We start from the raw sequence: 18850 nt of genomic DNA, 5'->3' as shown, positions 1-18850 counted from the left end.
CTCAGCGCGTCAGCCGGATGTCGAGGCCCTTGTAGAGGGCGATGCCGTAGATGCCGTGCGCCCGCACGCCCTCGGTCCGCGCCGAGGCGGCGACCCAGAGCTGCTCACGCGCCACCGGGAACCAGACGTTGTTCTCGGCGACGATGCGCTGCGCGCGGGCGATGGCGGCCGCGCGGACGGCCGGGTCGACGGAGGTCTGCGCCTCGGTCAGCGCGCGGTCGGTCTCCGGGTCGTTCCAGTTCATCCGGTTCGGCGTCGGCCGGTTGCGGCTGTTGAAGTACAGCGAGAAGGCGTCCGTCGCCGTCACATAGGGATAGGACATGACGAAGGCGTCGAACTCCTGCGTCGCGAGGCGCCCCCAACCGACCGTCGCATCCCACATCTGGATGCGCATCTCGAGACCGATGCGCCGCAGGTCGGCCTGCATCGACTGCAGGTACTGCTGCGCCGCCTGGGTCTGGATGCCGTAGACAAGGAAGGTGGCGCGCTGGCCGTCCTTCACGCGGATGCCATCCGGCCCGACGCGCCAGCCGGCTTCATCCAGCACGCGGCGGGCGCCGTCCTGGTCGAAGCGCGGCACCAGGCGCGCGGCCTCGGCGTCGAAGCCGGTGACCGCGGGGTTCAGGTAGGAATCGGCCGGCGTGGCCGTGCCGAACCAGGTTGCGCGCACCATCGCGTCGCGGTTCACCGCCATGTTGATGGCGCGGCGCACCGCCGGATCGCTCACCACGGGCTTGTCGACCTTGAAGCCCATGAAATGGTCCCAGAAGTAGTTCTGCTGCTGGGACATGCGGACATTCGGCGTCCGCTGCAGCTGCTGCACCGCGATCGCCGGAATGTACTGAGTCACGTCGCCCTGGCCGGTTTGCAGCGCGGCGAGGCGCGTCTGCGATTCCGGCGTGACGCGCCACACCACGCGCTCCACCTGCGGGGACGGGTTCTGGTAGACGCCCGCCGGCCCCCAGCGATAGTTCGGGTGGCGCGTCAGCACCATTTCCTGCCGTGGCGTCCAGGTCGACCAGCAATAGGGACCGGTGCCGTTGAAGCCCTGCACGCCGAAGTTCTGGCCCAGACGCTCGACCGAGTTGCGATCCACGATCGAGGCGAAGAACAGCGTCAACTGGAACAGCAATTCGCCGAAGGGCTCGTTCAGCTCGTACTCGACGGTGTAGGGATCGCGTGCACGGATCTCCTTCACCGGACCGGCGCGCCACCGCACGGGGCTGCGCGTCGCCGGGTCGATGAAGCGGTTGAGCGAATAGACCACGTCGTCGGCCGTCATCGGGCGGCCGTCGCAGAAGGTCACGTCGCGGCGGAGATGGAAGGTGTAGGTCTTGCCGTCGGGGCTGACCTCCCACCGCTCGGCAAGCAGCGGGCGGACCGTCTGCATGTCGAAGTCGAGCGCCACCAGCGTGTCGCTCATCATGTAGATCACCTCGCCCGCGCCACGGGCGGTCGAGCGCGGCGGATCGTAGTTGTCCGCGTCGATCTCGCGCAGGATCACCAGCGTGTTGCGCGGATTGGCCGCCTGGGCCAGGGCATCCGCCGCCGGCATGGCCGCCGCCAGCGCGAGCAGCGCGGCGCCGAAGGTCTTCCTCATGGTCTTCCCTCTCCCGATCAAACGCGAAGCCTTGGATCCAGCGCGTCGCGCAGCGCGTCCCCCAGGACGTTGAACGCCAGCACGACGATGAAAATCAGCACGCAGGGCACGACGGCGATGTGCGGTGCGAAGAACAGGAAGTTCCGTCCTTCGGAGGCCATCGCCCCCAGTTCCGGCACCGGCGGCTGCGCCCCGAGGCCAAGGAAGGACAGCGCGGACCCCAGCAGGATGACCTGCCCGAAACGCAGCGTCGCGAAGACGAAGATCGCCGACAGGCAGTTCGGCGCCAGGTGCTTCCAGATCAGCCGCGCATCCGTCATGCCGGTGGCGCGCGCCGCCTCGATGTAGTCGAGCCGCATCACCACCATCGCCGATCCGCGCACGATGCGCGCCATCAGCGGCACGGTCGCGACCGACAGGGCCAGCACCACCGAGAAGATCCCCGGCCCGAAGATCGCGGCGATCGCAAGTCCCACCAGGATCGCCGGGAAGGACAGCAGGATGTCCACCAGGCGCATGATCGGCCCGTCCAGCCAGCGATGGTAGAAGGCCGCGAGGAAGCCGAGCAACGCGCCGAGCCCACCCCCCAACAGCACGGCCGCGAAACCCATCAGCAGCGAGACGCGCAGTCCGAAGAGCAACCGCGTGATCATGTCCCGCCCCTGCGCATCGGCACCGAGGGGCAGGCCCTCGCTGCCCGGCGGCTGCATCGCGAGCGAGAGGTCGTTGTCGTAGGGGTCGGTCGGCGCCAGCAACGGCGCGAAGACCGCCGCGGCGATGATGAGCGTCACCAGCGCGAGGGAGACGGCCGCCGCCGGTTCGCGGATCAAGCGCGCCAGGACGCCCGGGCGCGGCGGGGCGATCGGTTCGTCGGTCTCGGTCGTCGCACTCATGCGCCGCGGATCCTGGGGTCGAGGGCAGCGTAGAGCACGTCCACGGTCAGGTTGATCACGATGAAGCCCATCGACAGGACGATGATGGTCCCCTGCGCCATCGGGAAGTCCGAGGACAGGATGGCGCCGACCGCCAGGCGCCCGACGCCGGGCCAGGAGAACACCGTCTCCGTCACCACGGCCCCGCCGAGCAGGAAGCCGATCTGCAGCCCGATCAGCGTGATGACCGGCACCAGCGCATTGCGTAGCGCATGGCGCATCACCACCAGACGCTCGGTCAGCCCCTTGGCCCGCGCCGTGCGAACGTGGTCCGCCGACAGCACGTCGAGCACCGCCGTCCGCGTCATGCGCGCCACCGGCCCGATGAACACCCCGCCCAGCGTCACCGCCGGCAGGATCAGCGAGAGCATCCCGTCCAGCGTCCAGATCGGCCCGGCACGGCCCGTGAAGGGCAGCCACTGCCACTGGAAGCCAACGAACCAGATCAGCACTAGGCCGAGGAAGAAGACCGGCACCGACACGCCCGCCACCGAGATCGCCATGATCGTCCGGTCGATCAGCGAACCGCGCCAATAGCCCGCGAGCGTGCCGAGCAGGATGCCGAGCGGGATCGACCAGAACAGACTCGCGAACATCAGCTCGAGCGTCGGCCCGATCGTCGCGCCGAGCTCCTGGCTGACGGGCACGTTGTTGATGATGGAGGAGCCGAGATCCCCGTGCAGCAGCCGCCAGACATAGAGGCCGAACTGCTTGTAGAGCGGCTCGTCCAGGCCGAGATCGGCGCGGATGGCGGCGATGACGTCGGGCGTCGCCGTCGGCCCCGCACGCACCGTCGCCGGGTCGGTCGGCACGACCTGCATCAGCAGGAAGCCGATCAGGAGGACGCCGAACATCACCGGAATGGCAAGGATCAGGCGCTGGATCGCATGGCGTAGCATGGTAGGGCTACTGCGCCGCGACGGCGCCCGCGGCCTCGCCGTGCCGGTCGAAGATCGCGGCGCCGTCGCGGAAGGTCAGGTCCGCGCGGGTCGTCAGGATGGCCTCGGGCTCGATGGCGAAGACATCCGCCGAGAGCACGGCGATGTCGGCCTGCATGCCCGGGTCCAGCGTGCCGCGGCGATCCTCGGCGAACTGCGTGAAGGCGCCGCACCAGGTGTAGCAATGCACCGCCTCTTCCGCCGTCAGCCGTTCCTCCGGCCCCAGCACCGTGCCGCGATTCGTCTTGCGCGTGACCATGGTGAACAGGTTGATGAAGGGATCGACCGTGCAGACCGGGCAGTCCGAGGAGGCCGCCGGATGATGCCCCTCATCGAGCCAGGTCTTCATCGGATAGGCGCGGTCCGAGCGCTCATGGCCGAGGTTGCGGACGTAGAGGTCGCCGAACTCGTACATGAAGGTCGGCTGCGGCACGGGCAGGATGCCCCGCGCCTTCATGCGCCGGCGCTGGCCGGCGGTGAGGAAGCCGCAATGCTCGATGCGATGGCGGCGACCGGCGAAGGGATGCGCCTCGCTGTCCGCGGCCTCCATGCCCAGCAGCACCTGCTCGATCGCGGCGTCGCCGATGGCGTGGATATCCAGCTGCCAGCCCTGCTCGTGATAGAGCTTCAGCAGCGCGTGGATCTTCTCGTCCGGGAAGGTGAAGACGCCCGTGCCCCCGCCGACCGAGGCGAGGTAGGGATCGAAGAAGGCCGCCGTAAGGCCGCCGGCCGACCCGTCCGCGAAAACCTTCACCGCGCCCCAGCGCAGGGAATCATCGCCCGCCATCGGCCGCAGCCCGGCCGCCCAGGCGTCCTGCGCGATGCCTTCCGGGTTGCCGGCGAGCACCTGCCACATCCGCAGCGGCAGCCGTCCGGCGGCCTTGGCGGCGTCATAGGCCGCGATCTCATTCATCCCGGCGGTCATGCCGACATTCATGTCGGTCGCCGAGGCGAAGCCGAGCGAGGCGAGATGGTCGCAGGCGGCGCCGATGGCATCGACCATGCGCGTTTGGTCGGGTTCCGGCATCACGTCCTTGACCAGGCGCATGGCGCGTTCCTGGAACTCGCCGGTCAGCCTGCCATTCTTGCGAACGATGACGCCGCCTTCCGGGTTCGGCGTGTTGTGGCCGACGCCGGCGAGCTTCATCGCCGCGCTGTTCGCCACGCCGACATGCCCGCAGGTCCGCACGATGAACACGGGATTGTCCGGCGCCGCGGCGTCGAGTTCCTCGGCGAGCGGCTGACGCCCGATATCGAGCTCCCCATGATCGTAGCCACGGCCGAGCACCCACGCGCCTTTCGGCAACGCCTGCGCCGCGGTGCGGATGCGGCGCATCACCTCGTCCAGCGTCCGCACTTCCTCGGCGCGCAGGTTCACCTGCGACAGGCCGAGGCCATAGGGCAGCAGGTGCATATGCGCTTCGTTGAAGGCCGGGATGGCGATGCGGCCATCGAGTTCGATCCGTCGCGTCCCCGGCCCTGCCGCGATCATCGCATCGGTGCCGATCGCGAGCACCCGCTCGTCCTTGACGGCGATCGCATCGGTGAAGCCTTGCGCGAGGCCCCGGAAGACGCGCCCCCCGGAGATCAGAAGGTCTGCGGTCACGAGCGGTAATCCGGCTTTCCGTCTTCGATCAGGCGCAGCGCCGCGCCCCACGCCATGGCGAAGGCGCTCTCGTCGCTGCCCTTGTTGAACTGCTTGGCGGTGTGCAGGCGCACGCTTTCGGGCGGCATGACGAGCTCGGCGCCGCCCGACATGGCGGAGATCTGCGCCTGGCAGGCGCGCTCGAGGTAGTAGATGTTCAGGAACGCCTCGGCCGGGAAGCGCCCGCACACCAGCAGCCCGTGGTTGCGCAGGATCATCGCATTGTGGGTGCCGAGGTCCTTGACCAGCCGCTCCCGCTCATCGAGGTCGAGCGCGATCCCCTCATAGTCGTGATAGGCGAGGTGCCCGTAGAACTTCAGCGCGTGCTGGCTGAGGGGCAGCAGGCCCTTGCGCTGGGCGGAGACGGCGATGCCGGCTTCGGTGTGGGTGTGGATGACGACGCTCGCATCGTCGCGCGCCATGTGGATGGCGGAATGGATGGTGAAGCCAGCGGCGTTCACCGGCTTCGACTCCGCGCCTTCTTCCACGACGTTGCCGTCGAGGTCGATCTTCACCAGGTCGCTCGCGCGCATCTCGTGGAACAACACGCCGTACCTGTTGATCAGGAAGTGGTGATCGGGCCCCGGCAGGCGCGCGCTGATATGCGTGTAGATGAAGTCGGTCATCCGGAAATGCGCGACGAGGCGGTAGAGTGCCGCGAGGTCGCAGCGGATCTTCCATTCCTCTTCGCTGACGCCGCGCATGGCGGCGCTCGGGGTGACGACGTTCATCGATCGATCTCCGGCCGGATGCCGAAACTGTCATCGCGCCCGCCGCAGGCGTCAACCCGCGTTACGTTCCCGACATGCAACGCGGGATGCACCGCCTGCCGACGGGGCGGGCAGGTCGATGCGCGCCTGCCCTCAGGCGGGCACGCGCGCATCCGCCTCCTCGAGGTCGACGCCGACCCAGAGGCCGTGCTCGCCGCCGCCGAGGATCACCCCGCGCAGCGGGCTCACATCCGCGAAATCGCGTCCCCAGGCGAGCACGACGTGTTCGTCGCGCACGACGATGTTATTGGTCGGATCGAGGCCCACCCACCCCTGCCCCGGCCCGAGCCAGGCCTCGACCCATGCATGGGATTGGTCAGCGCCCCGCCGTGCGACCCCGCCCGGTGGTGGGCGCGTGCGCACATAGCCGGAGACGTAGCGCGCCGGCAGGCCAAGCCCCCGCAGCCCGCTGATCATGACATGCGCATAGTCCTGGCAGACGCCGGTGCGGGTCTGCAGCACCTCGGACACCTGGGTGTTCGGCCCGGTCACGCCGGGCCTGTAGGTGAAGTCGCGCCGGATCCGCGCCATCAGTTCCAGCAGGCCGGCAAGGACCGGCCGCCCCGGCGGGAAGGATGCCGCGGCGTAGCCGGTCGCGCCCGGCACCAGCGGCGCCAGCGGGCTCGGGAAGACGAACTCGGCGGCGCCCGACAGGCGCGCGGCCTCGGCCACCTCGGCCCAGGGCGGCGTCGCGGCGATGGCCGGAGGGTCGGGGAAGCGCACTTCGACCAGCGCCTCGGCGATAACCTCGAACTTCGCATGCGGCACGTCGAGGAAGGCGCGGGTCGCCAGGTTGCCGAAATGGTCCGTCGCCTCGGTCACATGCGAGGCCGTCGGCGTGATGGCGAGTGTCGCGCGCGCCACCGATTGGTGCGGCAGGCGCCGCGGCGTCAGCAGCAGCAGATGCGCGGCGAGATCCACCGGGCTCGCATAGGCATAGGTTGTGACGTGGCGCAGCCGGTAGATCACGCGGCCCCCTTGAGCGCCGGCGCCGCGCCTTCCATGCCGAGCGTCTGCCTCGCCGGCAGCAGCGCGAAGTAGCGCCGCGTCACCGCATCCGACAGCGCGGCGATACGGTTGCCGACGGCCTCGAGCCGCGGCGGCAGGCCCGCGGCCGCGAAGGTCTGGTCCGGCGCGGCGAGGACATGGGCGACCATCGCCTCGGCCTCGGCGAGGAGCGAGGCCGCCTCGTCCGGCAGCGCGTGGTCGGCCTCGCCGGCCACTTCGGACAGGTTCCGGCTGATCGCGGCCAGTTGGAAGGCGAGCGCGCGCGGATTGCTCTCGTCGGCAAGCACCAGGTCCAGCGCCGGCGCGGGCTGCAGGATGCTGAGGTAGCGGCTGCGATAGGTGATGACGCTGTCGCAGAGCTCGAGGATCAGGCGCAGCCCACCCTCGATGCGCGCCGGCGGCTGGTCGAGCGCGAAGCCGACCTCGGAGGCAATCGCCTGGGCGCGCTCGATCCGGCGCCCGAGGTCGAGGAAGAGCCAGGCGCCGCCGCGCACCATGCTCTCGGCCGCGACACCGGCGACCGCGGTCGCGAAGCGCAGCACCGGGATCATCGCCCGCGCGATCGCCTCGAGGCTGTCGCCCGCCTGCTGCAGCTCGGCACGCGCGCTGCGCAGCGTCAGTGTGAAGGTCGCGTGCATGTCGGCGGTCAGGCGGTCCCGCACCATCGCCGTCAGCGTCGCGATGCGGTCGGCGAGCACAGGAAGCGCGCCGTCCGGGCGCATCTCGCGCGCGATGATGCCAGGCAGTGCCTGCGCAGCCGAGGATCCCGCGACTTCCTCCGCTCCGGTGAAGCCGGCCTGGCCGAGGCAGCGCGCGAGCGCGGCGACCTCGGCCGCCTCGCGCGGCAGGACGACGCCGCGGGAGATGCGCGCATGCGTCGCGCGCACCAGCCGCGCGGCGCGTTCCAGCCGTTCGGTGTAGCGACCGAGCCAGAACAGGTTGTCCGCGACGCGGGACGGCAGCGCCCCGGGCTGGCGGCGGATCGGCAGCGGCGGCAATTGGAGCGCGGCGGGGCCGATGATGTCGTGGCCTTCCTCGGCCAGCACCCAGACATCCTTGGACAGGCCCTGCGTCGGCAGCGCGCCGCCGAGCGCGGCATCGGCGCCGATGCGCGCGAGGCCTCCCGGCATCACGCGCCATTCCGCACCGTCGAAGACGGCGAACATGCGCAGCACGAGCGGGCGCGGTTCGAGCCGGTCGCCGACCACGGTGGGCACGACGGAAGGGAGCGGCAGGCGCGTCGCGGCGTGGGCGCGCGGTCGCGCCTCGGCGCTGCGCGCGGCGTCCCAGGCCTCACGCTGCACCTCGCGGCGGGCGGCGCCATCGGTCGCCGCACAGACGGTCCAGCCCGGCTCGGCGAGGACACGCCCCTGCGCCACAGGGTCGCCGAGCCAGAGCGTCTCGATCGAGGGCAGCAGCGGCGCCTCGCCCAGCAGACGCTGCATCAGCGCCGGAAGGAAGGCGGCGAAGCCCGGCGCTTCAGCCAGCGCGGCCCCCGGGGCATTGAGGATGCGGACCTGCCCGTGCCGCGCCGCGTCCAGCAGGCCGGGCACGCCGGAGGTCCCGGCGTCGGCGCTCTCCAGCGGGTCGAGCATCGCGCCCTCGAGCCGCGAGAGCAGCACGTCGACCGGCTGCAGCCCTTGCAGCGTCTTGAGGTGCACCGCGCCGCCGCGCACCGTCAGGTCGCCGCACTCGACCAGCGCGCAGGACAATTCGCGCGAGAGCAGCATGTCCTCGACCCAGCGCGGATGGTGCGTCCCGCGCGTCAGCAGCGCCACCGCAGGGTCGGGCCGGTCCGACGGTGCAAGGCGCTGCAGCGCGTCCTGCCAGACGTCGAAGAAGGGCCGCATGGATCGGACGGAGGCGCCGCGGAAGGCCTCCGGCATCACGCGGGCGAGGATGCGGCGGTTCTCCCGCGCGAGCCCGGCACCCGCCGGAGCGGTGGTCCGGTCGGCCAAGACACGCCACTGCCCGTCCGGGCCGCGCATCAGGTCGACAGCGTAGAGATGCAGTTGCGGCACGGCCGGCGCGACGCCCTCGCTGTGGCAGGCGCGCAGGAAGGACCGGTTCGCGAAGACGAGTTCGGGCGGCACCAGCCCTTCGGCGAGCAGCGCCTGCGGGCCATACATGTCGCACAGCAGCGCCTCGATCATCCGCGCGCGCTGCGCGATCCCGGCCTCGAGGGCGGCGAATTCCTGCGCCGGCAGCACCAGCGGCAGCGGATCGCAGCGCCAGGCGACCTCGCGCTTCGATCCGGGCAGCACGCCGGCCATGCCCTCATCCTCGAAGGCACGGTCGAGCCGGCGGGCGCGTTCGCCCAGCACCCCCTCACCCATCCCGCCGAGGATGCCCAGCAGCGTGCGCCAGTGCGGGCGCACGCCGCCGCGGCCATCCACCATCTCGTCGACGGGCGGGAGTGAGTCCCCCTCAGCCATGACGTCTGAGGTCGAGGGTGAAGGGCAGTTCCAGCGCGGCGACGGGCTCGGGCGGCGCCATCGTCCCGGCGGTGTGGCCGAAGGGGAAGAAGCGCGCGCGGCGGCGCGCCTCGGCCTCGTTGGCGTTGACCGGGTAGCGCTCGTAGTTGCGGCCGCCCGGATGCGCGACGTGGTAGGTCAGGCCGCCGAGGCTGCGCCCGCTCCATCGGTCGAAGACATCGAGGATCAGCGGCGTCTGCGGCCGGGTCGTCGGATGCAGGGAGGACGGCGGGTTCCACGCCTTGAAGCGGATGCCGGCGACGTAGTCCCCCGCGCGCTCGGTCGCGCGCAGCGGCACGGCGACGCCGTTAACCGTCAGCAGGTGGCGGTCCTCGACCCAGTTGGTCACGCGTGCCTGGACGCGCTCGGCGCTGCTGTCGACGTAGCGCACGGTGCCGCCGGCCGCCGATTCCTCGCCCAGCACGTGCCACGGCTCGAGGGCGTGGCGCAGCTCGAGGTGCGTGTCGCGCACCGGCACCTCGCCGATCAGCGGGAAGCGGAAGGCGAGGTGCGTCGCGAACCAGTCGGCGTCGAGCGGCGCGCCGAGGTTGCGCAGTTCATCGATGGCGTCGCGGAAATCCTGCTCGCAGTAATGCGGCAGCATGAACTGGTCGTGCAGGCGCGTGCCCCAGCGAACCAGACGCCGCTCATAGGGCCGTTCCCAGAAGGCCGCGAGCGCGGCGCGCATCAGCAGCATCTGCGCCGCCGACATCTCGGCATGCGGCGGCATCTCGAAGGCGCGAAACTCGACCAGGCCACGGCGGCCGCTGCTGCTGCCGGGGTCGTACATCTTGTCGATGCAGAACTCGGTGCGGTGCGTGTTGCCGGTCATGTCGCAGAGCAGGTTGCGGAACAGCCGGTCGGTCAGCCAGGGCGGGACCTCCTGCCCGGCATGCACCTTGGAGAAGGCGATCTCGAGCTCATGGAGGGAATCCATCCGCGCCTCGTCGATGCGCGGATGCTGGCTGGTCGGGCCGATGAAGAGGCCGCTGAAGAGATACGAGAGCGAGGGATGGTTGTGCCAGAACCCGACCAGCGACTTCAGCAGGTCCGGGCGCTTGAGGAAGGGGCTCTCGGCCGCCGTCTCCCCGCCCATCACCACATGGTTGCCGCCGCCGGTGCCGACATGCCGGCCGTCGAGCATGAACTTCTCGGCCGCGAGGCCGACCTGCCGGGCTTCCTCGTAGAGTTGCTCGGTCCGCCCGACCACCTCGCCCCAATGGGTGGCGGGGTGGATGTTCACTTCGATCACGCCCGGGTCCGGCGTGACCGAGAAATGCGTCAGGCGCGGATCGGACGGCGGCAGGTAGCCCTCAAGGACCACCTTGCGCCCGGTCTCGGCCGCCGTCGCCTCGATCGCGGCGGTGAGGTCGAGCCAATCCTCGGCCGAATAGAGCGGCGGGTAGAAGACGTGGATCTTGCCGTCGCGGGATTCGACCGTGAGGGCGGTGCGCACCACGCCCGGATCGGACTGGCCGACCACGGGCAGGTCCTGGGGCTGGGGCCGGAAATCCTCGATGCCGCTGCTGGTGCGCTCGCCCGGCCGGGGGCCCAGGATACCGCGCTGGCGCAGGCTTTCGGGCTGCATCTGCGCGCGCAGCGCCCGTTGGGCCAGCAGCGCGGCATGCGGCGGCAGATCCTCGCGCCAGGCGAAAGGATCGGCCTCGGATTCCATGATCCGGCGCGCGTCCTCCTCGCTCATCCAGGGCAGCGAGGCGAGCGGCAGTCGGAAGCCGATCGGGCTGTCGCCGGGGATCAGGAAGAGGTGGTCGCCGCGGAAGAACCAGCGGCCTGATTGCCAGCGGCGGACGCCGTCCTGGATGACCCGGCGCAGCGGCAGGATGGAGCCGACCTCGGCCGACAGCCCCTGCCCGAACACCTTCGCCAGGCGCGCGCGCTCCAGCGGGTCGGCAAGCTTGCTGTCCTCGACCACGACATTCGCCGGCAGGCGCTGTTCCTTCCACAGGTAGTAGTGGATGTCCTCATGCGCGCCCTGAACCAGGCCGGGATCGACCTGCAGCCGTTCCGCCAGCTGCCGGGCGAAGCGGGCGGCATCCGCCGCCGTCGCGTCGTCGCGGTCGTCGTCCGAGGCGAGCAACGCAGCATCGGTCCAGACTGGCTCCCCATCCGTCCGCCAGTGGGAATAGAGCGCCCAGCGCGGCAGCTGCTCGCCGGGGTAGTGCTTGCCCATCGCGTACTGCAGCGCCGCGCCCGGCGACCAGAGATCCTTCAGCCGCCGCAGCAGCCGGCCGGCATAGGCGCGCTTGGTCGGGCCGAGTGCATCCGTGTTCCATTCCGGGGCATCGCGGTCGGAGGCCGCGACGAAGGTCGGCTCGCCCCCCATGGTCAGCTTCAGGCCGAGCCGCGCCAGCTTGCGGTCGACTGCCTCGCCCGCAGCGCGGATGCCTGCCCATTGGGCAGGGGTATAGGGCTTGGTGACGCGCGGGGTTTCCCGGATGCGCCGGACCGACATCTCGAAGCCGAACTCGGTCTCGACCTGCTCGAGGGCGCCGGAGATCGGGGCCGCCGATTGCGGCTCCGGCGTCGCGGCCAGCGGGATGTGCCCTTCCCCGGTTAGCAGTCCGGACGTCGCGTCGAGGCCGATCCAACCCGCGCCCGGCAGATAGACCTCGGCCCAGGCGTGCAGGTCGGTGAAGTCGGCCTCGGGGCCCTCGGGACCTTCCAGCGGCTTCTGGTCGGCGACAAGCTGGATCAGGTAGCCCGAGACGAAACGCGCGGCAAAGCCGAGGCGGCGCAGCAGCTGCACCAGCAGCCAGGCGGAGTCGCGGCAGGACCCCTTTCCCTCGCCCAGGGTCTTCTCGGGTGACCAGACGCCGGGCTCCATGCGCACGACGTAGGCGATCCGTTCCTGGACCACCCGGTTCAGGCCGACCAGCATGTCGACCGTGCGCTGCTCGGTCCGCGGCACCGCAGCAAATAGGGCCTCGAGCAGCGGGCCGGCCGGATCGATCCGGCGGAACGGGGCCAGTTCCTGTTCCAGCGACGGGTCGTAGGCGAAGGGCCAGGTCTCGGCCTCGGGCTCAAGGAAGAAGTCGAAGGGGTTGATCGTCGCCATGTCGGCGACGAGGTCCACCGTCACGTCGAAATGGGTCACCCGATCGGGGAAGACCACGCGGGCCAGGAAGTTCCCCTGGGGATCCTGCTGCCAGTTCAGGAAGTGGGGCTGGGGTTCGACCTTCAGCGCATAGGACAGCACCGGGGTGCGGCTGTGCGGCGCCGGGCGCAGCCGGATGGTCTGCGGCCCGAGGCTCGCGGGGCGCTCGTAGCGGTAGGAAGTGCGGTGCGTCAGCGCGACGTGGATCGACATGTCCGAGCCTGCTCGATTGGGTCCTGCTTTCCCATGGATGCAATCCGCGGTCCACCGGCAGTTGCACGGGCCTGTGCGGGCGATTGACCTCCGCCCGTCGGGGCCTAGGCTGACGAGCAACGGGAAGGGAACGAGCCATGGCAGATCTGGTGATCCGCGGCGGAACCGTGATCGACGGGACGGGCGCGCCCCCGCGCGAGGCGGATGTTGCCATGGAGGGCGGCCGGATCACCGAGGTCGGCCGCGTCGCCGCCCGGGGCCGCGAGGAGATCGATGCCCGCGGCCGCTGCGTCACCCCGGGCTTCGTCGACATCCACACCCATTACGACGGCCAGGCGGTCTGGGATTCTCACCTCGCGCCCTCGGCCTGGCATGGCGTGACCACGGCGGTGATGGGCAATTGCGGCGTCGGCTTCGCCCCCTGCCGCGCCGGGGATCGCGACCGGCTGATCGAGCTGATGGAAGGGGTCGAGGACATCCCCGGCCCCATCCTGCATGAGGGCCTGGACTGGCGGTGGGAGACCTTCCCCGAATACCTCGACGCGCTGGACGCGAAGCCGCGCGACATCGACATCTGTGCCCTGCTGCCGCATGGCGCGGTGCGCGTGCATGTGATGGGCGAGCGCGGCCTGAACCTCGAGAACGCGAACCAGGCCGACATCGCGAAGATGCGCGAGATCACCGCCGAGGCGGTGCGCGCCGGCGCCTTCGGCGTCTCGACCTCGCGGACCATCAGCCACAAGACCCTGAAGGGCGACCCGACGCCGACGCTGCGCGCGCAGGAGGAGGAGCTGAAGGGCCTCGCCGAGGGCCTGCGCGATGCCGGCGGCGGGCTTCTGGAACTGGTGTCCGACTGGAACACCCCTGACCCGGCGACGGAGTTCGGCATCGTCCGGCGCGTGGTCGAGGCGACGGGCCAGCGCGTGCTGTTCTCCCTCACCGCGCGGCATGACCGGACCGAGGCGTGGAAGGAACTCCTGGCGATGTCGGATGCGGCGGCAGCGCAGGGCCTGCCGATCCGCCCGGTCTTTCCGCCAAGGCCGATCGGCATCCTGCTCGGGCTGCAGGGAAGCCAGAACCCCTTCTCGGGCTGCGCCTCCTACAAGGAGATCGCGCACCTGCCGCCGGCGCAGCGCGCGGCGGCGATGCGCGACCCCGCCGTGCGGGCGCGGATCCTGTCGGAGGATCGGATCACGGGATCGAACTTCCCGCTGATCACCCGCCTATCCTTCGAACGGATGTTCCCCTTCGGCGCGCCCCCCGACTACGCGCCGCCGAAGGAGGCCTCGATCGCCGCCATCGCCGCACGGGAAGGCCGCAGCGCCGAGGAGGTCGCCTACGATATCCTCACGGCCCATGACGGCGCCGACTTCATCTTCGCGCCGCTGACGAACTTCCACGACTACACGCTGTCGGCCAGCGCGGAGTGCCTGAGGCACCCGAACGCCATCGCCGGGCTGTCGGATGGCGGCGCGCATGTCGGCTTCATCTCGGACGGGTCCTTCCCGACCTTCCTGCTGACCTATTGGGCGCGGGACGCAAAGGAACGGGTGTTCCCGGTCGAGGAGATCGTCCGGCGCCTGACCTCGGACACCGCGCGCGCGGCGGGGCTGACCGATCGCGGCGTGCTGCGGCCGGGCATGAAGGCTGACGTGAACGTCTTCGACCTCGCTGCGCTGGGCCTCGAAGCACCACGGATGGTCAGCGACCTGCCGGCGGGCGGGCGGCGGCTGCTGCAGCGCGCACGCGGCTTCGACGCGACGATCGTCGCCGGCGCCATCACCTATCGCGATGGTGCGGCAACCGGCGCGCTGCCCGGCAGGCTGGTGCGCGCCGGGCACTGACCCGGCCGCCGCTGCTGCGGCGCGGCATCGGATTCCGGCAACGACTCTGCAGGTTCGGCTTCCCGCGCCGACCGCTTCTGTGCTGGCATCCTGGGGCGATGGACGGTTTCGCGACCGATGCCGGGGGGCGGGCGCGATGCAGCCCGCACGCCCGCAGGAGCCGACCGAGATGGCGATGACCGCCGCGACCGCATCCTCCACCCCGGCGCACCATCCCTGGTGGCGGCACCTGTATGCCCAGGTGCTCGCGGCCATCACGGTCGGCGTTCTGCTCGGCCATTTCTGGCCCGAGATCGCGGTGCAGATGAAGCCCTTCGGGGACGGCTTCATCAAGCTGATCAAGATGCTGATCGCGCCCATCATCTTCTGCACCGTCGTGCACGGTATCGCCAGCATGGACGACATGAAGAAGGTCGGGCGCGTCGGCGTGAAGGCGCTGGTCTATTTCGAGGTGCTGACGACGCTCGCGCTGATCATCGGCCTGATCGTGGTCAACCTGTGGAAGCCCGGCGCGGGGATGAACGTCGATCCCGCCGCGCTCGATACCCGCGCCATCGCGACCTACACGGCGCGGGCGGGCCAGCAATCGACCGTCGACTTCCTGATGCACATCATCCCGAACACGGTGGTGGGAGCCTTCGCCGAAGGAGAGATCCTGCAGGTCCTGCTGATCGCCGTGCTGTTCGCCTTCGCGCTGCAGGCGCTGGGCGACTACGGCAAGCCGCTGCTGCACATGATCGACAGCACGGCGCATGTCTTCTTCCGCATCGTGGGATACATCATGAAGGTGGCCTGGCTCGGCGCCTTCGGCGCCATGGCCTTCACCATCGGGCGCTACGGCGTCGGCACCCTGCTGCAGCTCGGCTCCCTGATGGCGGCCTTCTACGTCACCTGCCTGCTCTTCGTGCTCGGCGTGCTGGGCGGCATCGCCTGGCTCTGCGGCTTCTCGATCTTCCGCTTCATCGCCTACATCAAGGAGGAGCTGCTGATCGTCCTCGGCACCAGCTCGTCGGAGAGCGTGCTGCCGCGGATGCTCGCGAAGATGGAGAATCTCGGCTGCGAGAAATCCGTCGTCGGCCTCGTGATCCCGACCGGGTACTCCTTCAACCTCGACGGCACCTGCATCTACCTGACCATGGCGGCGATCTTCCTCGCCCAGGCGACCAACACGCCTCTGACGCTGGGCCAGGAGATCGGGCTGATCGGCATCCTGCTGCTGACGTCCAAGGGGGCGGCCGGCGTCACCGGGTCGGGCTTCATCGTGCTGGCGGCGACGCTCTCCTCCCTCGGCACCGTGCCGGTGGCGAGCATCGCGCTCATCCTCGGCGTCGACCGCTTCATGTCCGAGGCCCGCGCCCTGACCAACCTGGTCGGCAACGGGATCGCGACGGTGGTGGTGGCGAAGTGGGAAGGTGCCCTCGACGTCGCGCGGATGAAGCGCGTGCTGGCCGGCGAGACCGAGGCGGAGGCCGATACGCCCGAGGCGGTGCTGGTCGTCGGCGAGATCCGCGCCGAGGCGGTCTCCCACCGGGCGGCGAAACCCTAAGGCCCGCGCGGTGATCCGGCGTCGTCACCTCGGGCTGATCGGCGTCGCGGCGCTGGCGCGGCCGGCCGCCGCCGCAGATCCGCGCTGGCCGAACGCGATCGTCATCGCCACGGCCTCGCCTGGCGGCACGTACCACGCCTACGGCGTCGGGCTGGCGCGCATCCTGACGCGCGAACTCGCCATCGCGGTCTCGATCCGCGAAACCAGCGGCCCGGGCGAGAACCTGCGCCTGGTCGAGGAAGGCCAGGCCCAGATCGGCTTCGTGACGACCGGCGCGGTGATGGAGGCGCGCGCCGAGCGCGGTGCGGCGCGCGCGCTGTTCGCGATGTACGACACGCCGTTCCACTTCGTCGTGCGACGAGATTCGCCGATCCGCAGCGTCGTGGACCTCGCGGGCAAGACGGTTGCGGTCGGCCCGGCGGGTGGCACCGGCGCGGACTATGTGCCGCGCATGCTCTCCGCGCTCGGGGCGGAGATCCGGCCGGCCAACGGGTCCTGGGCGGACCTGGCGGCCCGCTTCCGGGTTGGCGAGATCGACGCCATCGCGGTCGCCGCCGGCGTGCCCTTCCCGGCCATCGCGGACCTCGAAGCGCGGCGCGCCATCCGCTACATCCCGATCACGCGCGACCAGGTGGCGCGCATCCGGCTGGTGGCGCCAGAGCTCTCCGCGTCCAGCATCCCCGCCGGGACCTATCCCTCGCTGATGACGTCCTATGAGACGGTCGGTCTGTTCAACATCGCCATCGCGCGCCAGGACATGGTGCCGAGCCTGGCCTTCGAGATCGTCCGCGACGTCTTCGAATTCCACGCCGAGATGATGGAGGCGCACCCCGCCGCCGCGGCGACGGTGCCCGGCAACTTCGTGCGCAACACGGTCCTGCCCTGGCATCCCGGCGCCATGCGCTACTACGGCAGCCGGGCGGTGACCGGGGTGCTGACGGGCGACTAGGCGCGCCGCCGTTAGACGAGGCGCGGATAGCCCATCGCCGCGGCCTCGGCCTCGTAGCGGGCGAGGATGGCGTAGTCGGACCCTTCCGGCGGGACGATCGCGCGCAGGCGCAGCGTGTGGCGGAGCGCGGCATGGCGCGGGGCGACGGAAACCTCGTGCAACGCTTCCCGCAGCGCAGACTGCGTCGCCGTATCGGTCGCCGCCGAGGTCACGAAGGGGATGGCGGGGCTTGGCACCGTCTCGGCCAGGACGCGCAGCCCGGCGACCGCCTCCGGCCGGACATCGGCGTGGAAGGAGTAGGTCATGTTGTCGATCGAGGCCGCGTCCGCGCCGCCGGACTGCACCAGGGCCATGCTGGCCGGATGCGTGCCCGTCTCAACCACCCGCGCGAAGAAGGGCCGTCCGCCGGCGAGCGGCGCTAGCGTCCGGCGTGGCAGGTTCATCCCCGAATTGGAATGCTGGCTGTTGCAGGCGAAGACGCGGCCGCGAAGGTCCTCGAGGCTCCGCGCCGGATCGTCGTCGCGCACCAGGATGAAGGCGCAGTGCACCGGCCCGGCGATGCCCATCGCAGCGGCCTGCGCCCGCGCATCCCCCGGCTGCTCATAGTCCGGCACGCCGAGCAGCGCATGCTGGCCACGATAGATGGTGCCGAGCGGAAAGCCGCAGGTCTGGGTGAAGAGCACCTCCGGCCCGATCCGGTCGGGCACCGCGGGGCGTTCGAAGTCAGGCGCTTCGGGCAACTCCCCGATGCCGCGCGCCCGCAATGCCTCCGCGACCGCCGCCCAGAAGGCCGCATTCGCCGGGCGCAACCCGGCGAGGTTGTACATCGGCAGGGAGGCGCTGCGCTTCATGCCTCCTCGCCGCGCCGCGCGCTGAGCAGGCGGACCAACGCGGCGTCGCGACGGCGCGCAAGGTCCGTGGTCGTCGCGCCACCGGTCGCGTCCGCGACGCCTTCGACCAGCATGCGCTGGACCTCGGCGTCGATGTCCGGCTCGCCGAGGTCCTTCCACCAGGAGGTGACGGCCGGCATCAGGTGATGGAGGAAATGCTCGATGCCCCCTTCCCCGCCGGCCAGGTGAAAGGTGGTGTGCGGGCCCATCAGCGCCCAGCGCAGGCCGGGGCCCTCGCTGATCGCGGCATCGACATCGGCGACGGTGGCGACGCCCTCGGCGACGAGATGCACCGCCTCGCGCCAGATCGCCGCCTGCAGGCGGTTGGCGAGATGGCCCGGTACTTCCTTGCGAATCTCGATCGGGTGTTTGCCGATGGCGCGATAGAACCGCATGGCGGCCTGCACGGCCTCCGGGCTGCCCTTGGCGCCGCCGACGACCTCGACCAGCGGGATCAGGTGTGGCGGGTTGAAGGGGTGGCCGATGACGACGCGTTCCGGATGGGCGCAGCGTTCCGACAGGCGGCTCGCCAGCAGGCCGGAGGTCGAGGAGGCGATCACCACATCCGCCGGCAGCGCGCCATCGATGCGGGCAAGCAGGTCCTGCTTGATCTCGAGCCGCTCCGGCGCGCTTTCCTGCACGAAGTCGCAGCCCGCGGCGGCCTTCGCCGGATCGGCGTCGAAGGTCCAGGCAGTGGGGTCCGCATCCGGCTTGCCGCCGAGTTGCATCAGGATCGGCCAGGCATCGGCGATCATCCGCCGCAGCAGGTCGGGCGCGCCGGGGGATGGGTCGCTGGCGCTCACGGCCAGCCCGCGGCTGAGGAAATAGGCGGCCCAGGAAGCGCCGATCGTTCCCGCGCCGATCACCGCGACGCGCTTGATGTCCGTTCGCATGGGGGTTCCTCCGATGAGTCGCGCCGAGCCTAT

Annotated in this window: 13 protein-coding genes; 3 read left to right on the top strand and 10 right to left on the bottom strand. The window is 70.6% G+C overall.

Annotation, left to right across the window (positions count from 1 at the left end):
* Position 1: 1 nt before the first annotated feature.
* From GWK16_RS13635 to GWK16_RS13600, 8 genes are all read right to left on the bottom strand, one after another.
* A complete protein-coding gene (locus GWK16_RS13635; protein ID WP_170054525.1) occupies positions 2 to 1600 on the bottom strand; it encodes an ABC transporter substrate-binding protein in 1599 nt (532 codons plus the stop codon).
* A 17-nt stretch (positions 1601 to 1617) separates the two neighbouring features.
* Complete coding sequence (locus GWK16_RS13630; protein ID WP_170054524.1) at positions 1618 to 2493, bottom strand: ABC transporter permease; 876 nt, start codon at positions 2491 to 2493, stop codon at positions 1618 to 1620.
* A complete protein-coding gene (locus GWK16_RS13625; RefSeq protein ID WP_170054523.1) occupies positions 2490 to 3431 on the bottom strand; it encodes an ABC transporter permease in 942 nt (313 codons plus the stop codon). The genes GWK16_RS13630 and GWK16_RS13625 overlap by 4 nt, the downstream gene beginning before the upstream one ends.
* A gap of 7 nt (positions 3432 to 3438) precedes the next feature.
* Entirely contained in the window at positions 3439 to 5076 is a 1638-nt protein-coding gene (locus GWK16_RS13620; RefSeq protein ID WP_170054522.1) for an amidohydrolase family protein, read from the bottom strand.
* On the bottom strand, positions 5073 to 5846 hold the full coding sequence (locus tag GWK16_RS13615; RefSeq protein WP_170054521.1) for a class II aldolase/adducin family protein: 774 nt from the start codon (positions 5844 to 5846) through the stop codon (positions 5073 to 5075). The genes GWK16_RS13620 and GWK16_RS13615 overlap by 4 nt, the downstream gene beginning before the upstream one ends.
* A 132-nt stretch (positions 5847 to 5978) precedes the next feature.
* Positions 5979 to 6854 carry a transglutaminase domain-containing protein gene (locus GWK16_RS13610; protein ID WP_170054520.1) on the bottom strand — a complete coding sequence of 292 codons (876 nt, stop codon included), beginning with the start codon at positions 6852 to 6854 and terminating at the stop codon, positions 5979 to 5981.
* Positions 6851 to 9328 (bottom strand): circularly permuted type 2 ATP-grasp protein, encoded by a 2478-nt coding sequence (locus GWK16_RS13605; protein ID WP_170054519.1) that lies wholly within the window; start codon positions 9326 to 9328, stop codon positions 6851 to 6853. The genes GWK16_RS13610 and GWK16_RS13605 overlap by 4 nt, the downstream gene beginning before the upstream one ends.
* On the bottom strand, positions 9321 to 12695 hold the full coding sequence (locus GWK16_RS13600; protein WP_170054518.1) for a transglutaminase family protein: 3375 nt from the start codon (positions 12693 to 12695) through the stop codon (positions 9321 to 9323). The genes GWK16_RS13605 and GWK16_RS13600 overlap by 8 nt, the downstream gene beginning before the upstream one ends.
* 137 nt (positions 12696 to 12832) lie before the next feature.
* Between GWK16_RS13600 and GWK16_RS13595 the strand changes: the two genes are divergently transcribed.
* From GWK16_RS13595 to GWK16_RS13585, 3 genes are all read left to right on the top strand, one after another.
* A complete protein-coding gene (locus GWK16_RS13595; RefSeq protein WP_170054517.1) occupies positions 12833 to 14539 on the top strand; it encodes an N-acyl-D-amino-acid deacylase family protein in 1707 nt (568 codons plus the stop codon).
* A 169-nt stretch (positions 14540 to 14708) separates the two neighbouring features.
* Entirely contained in the window at positions 14709 to 16085 is a 1377-nt protein-coding gene (locus tag GWK16_RS13590; protein WP_277613617.1) for a dicarboxylate/amino acid:cation symporter, read from the top strand.
* Positions 16086 to 16095: 10 nt separating this feature from the next.
* Positions 16096 to 17034, top strand: coding sequence for a TAXI family TRAP transporter solute-binding subunit (locus tag GWK16_RS13585; RefSeq protein WP_170054516.1), 939 nt, complete (start codon positions 16096 to 16098; stop codon positions 17032 to 17034).
* An 11-nt stretch (positions 17035 to 17045) separates the two neighbouring features.
* On the opposite strand, the gene GWK16_RS13580 is transcribed toward GWK16_RS13585, so the two are convergent.
* The gene (locus GWK16_RS13580; RefSeq protein ID WP_211187401.1) at positions 17046 to 17885 is read right to left on the bottom strand and encodes a phosphate/phosphite/phosphonate ABC transporter substrate-binding protein; all 840 of its coding nucleotides are present in this window, start codon (positions 17883 to 17885) and stop codon (positions 17046 to 17048) included.
* Positions 17882 to 18817: a 3-hydroxyacyl-CoA dehydrogenase NAD-binding domain-containing protein gene (locus tag GWK16_RS13575; protein WP_170054515.1), complete on the bottom strand. Its 936-nt coding sequence runs from the start codon at positions 18815 to 18817 to the stop codon at positions 17882 to 17884. Before GWK16_RS13575 ends, GWK16_RS13580 begins: the two co-directional genes overlap by 4 nt.
* Positions 18818 to 18850 lie beyond the last annotated feature (33 nt).

The organism is Neoroseomonas marina (genome assembly GCF_012927745.1).
Taxonomy (GTDB): domain Bacteria; phylum Pseudomonadota; class Alphaproteobacteria; order Acetobacterales; family Acetobacteraceae; genus Neoroseomonas; species Neoroseomonas marina.
The sequence above is the reverse complement of the archived record's forward strand: the minus strand, read 5'-3'. Positions and strand labels throughout refer to the sequence as shown.

Excerpts from the sequence above, each read along its gene's own strand:
- GWK16_RS13635 (WP_170054525.1), bottom strand. The coding sequence starts at position 1,600 with ATGAGGAAGACCTTCGGCGCCGCGCTGCTCGCGCTGGCGGCGGCCATG.
- GWK16_RS13630 (WP_170054524.1), bottom strand. The coding sequence starts at position 2,493 with ATGAGTGCGACGACCGAGACCGACGAACCGATCGCCCCGCCGCGCCCG.
- GWK16_RS13625 (WP_170054523.1), bottom strand. The coding sequence starts at position 3,431 with ATGCTACGCCATGCGATCCAGCGCCTGATCCTTGCCATTCCGGTGATG.
- GWK16_RS13615 (WP_170054521.1), bottom strand. The coding sequence starts at position 5,846 with ATGAACGTCGTCACCCCGAGCGCCGCCATGCGCGGCGTCAGCGAAGAG.
- GWK16_RS13605 (WP_170054519.1), bottom strand. The coding sequence starts at position 9,328 with ATGGCTGAGGGGGACTCACTCCCGCCCGTCGACGAGATGGTGGATGGC.
- GWK16_RS13600 (WP_170054518.1), bottom strand. The coding sequence starts at position 12,695 with ATGTCGATCCACGTCGCGCTGACGCACCGCACTTCCTACCGCTACGAG.
- GWK16_RS13595 (WP_170054517.1), top strand. The coding sequence starts at position 12,833 with ATGGCAGATCTGGTGATCCGCGGCGGAACCGTGATCGACGGGACGGGC.
- GWK16_RS13590 (WP_277613617.1), top strand. The coding sequence starts at position 14,709 with ATGGCGATGACCGCCGCGACCGCATCCTCCACCCCGGCGCACCATCCC.
- GWK16_RS13580 (WP_211187401.1), bottom strand. The coding sequence starts at position 17,885 with ATGAAGCGCAGCGCCTCCCTGCCGATGTACAACCTCGCCGGGTTGCGC.
- GWK16_RS13575 (WP_170054515.1), bottom strand. The coding sequence starts at position 18,817 with ATGCGAACGGACATCAAGCGCGTCGCGGTGATCGGCGCGGGAACGATC.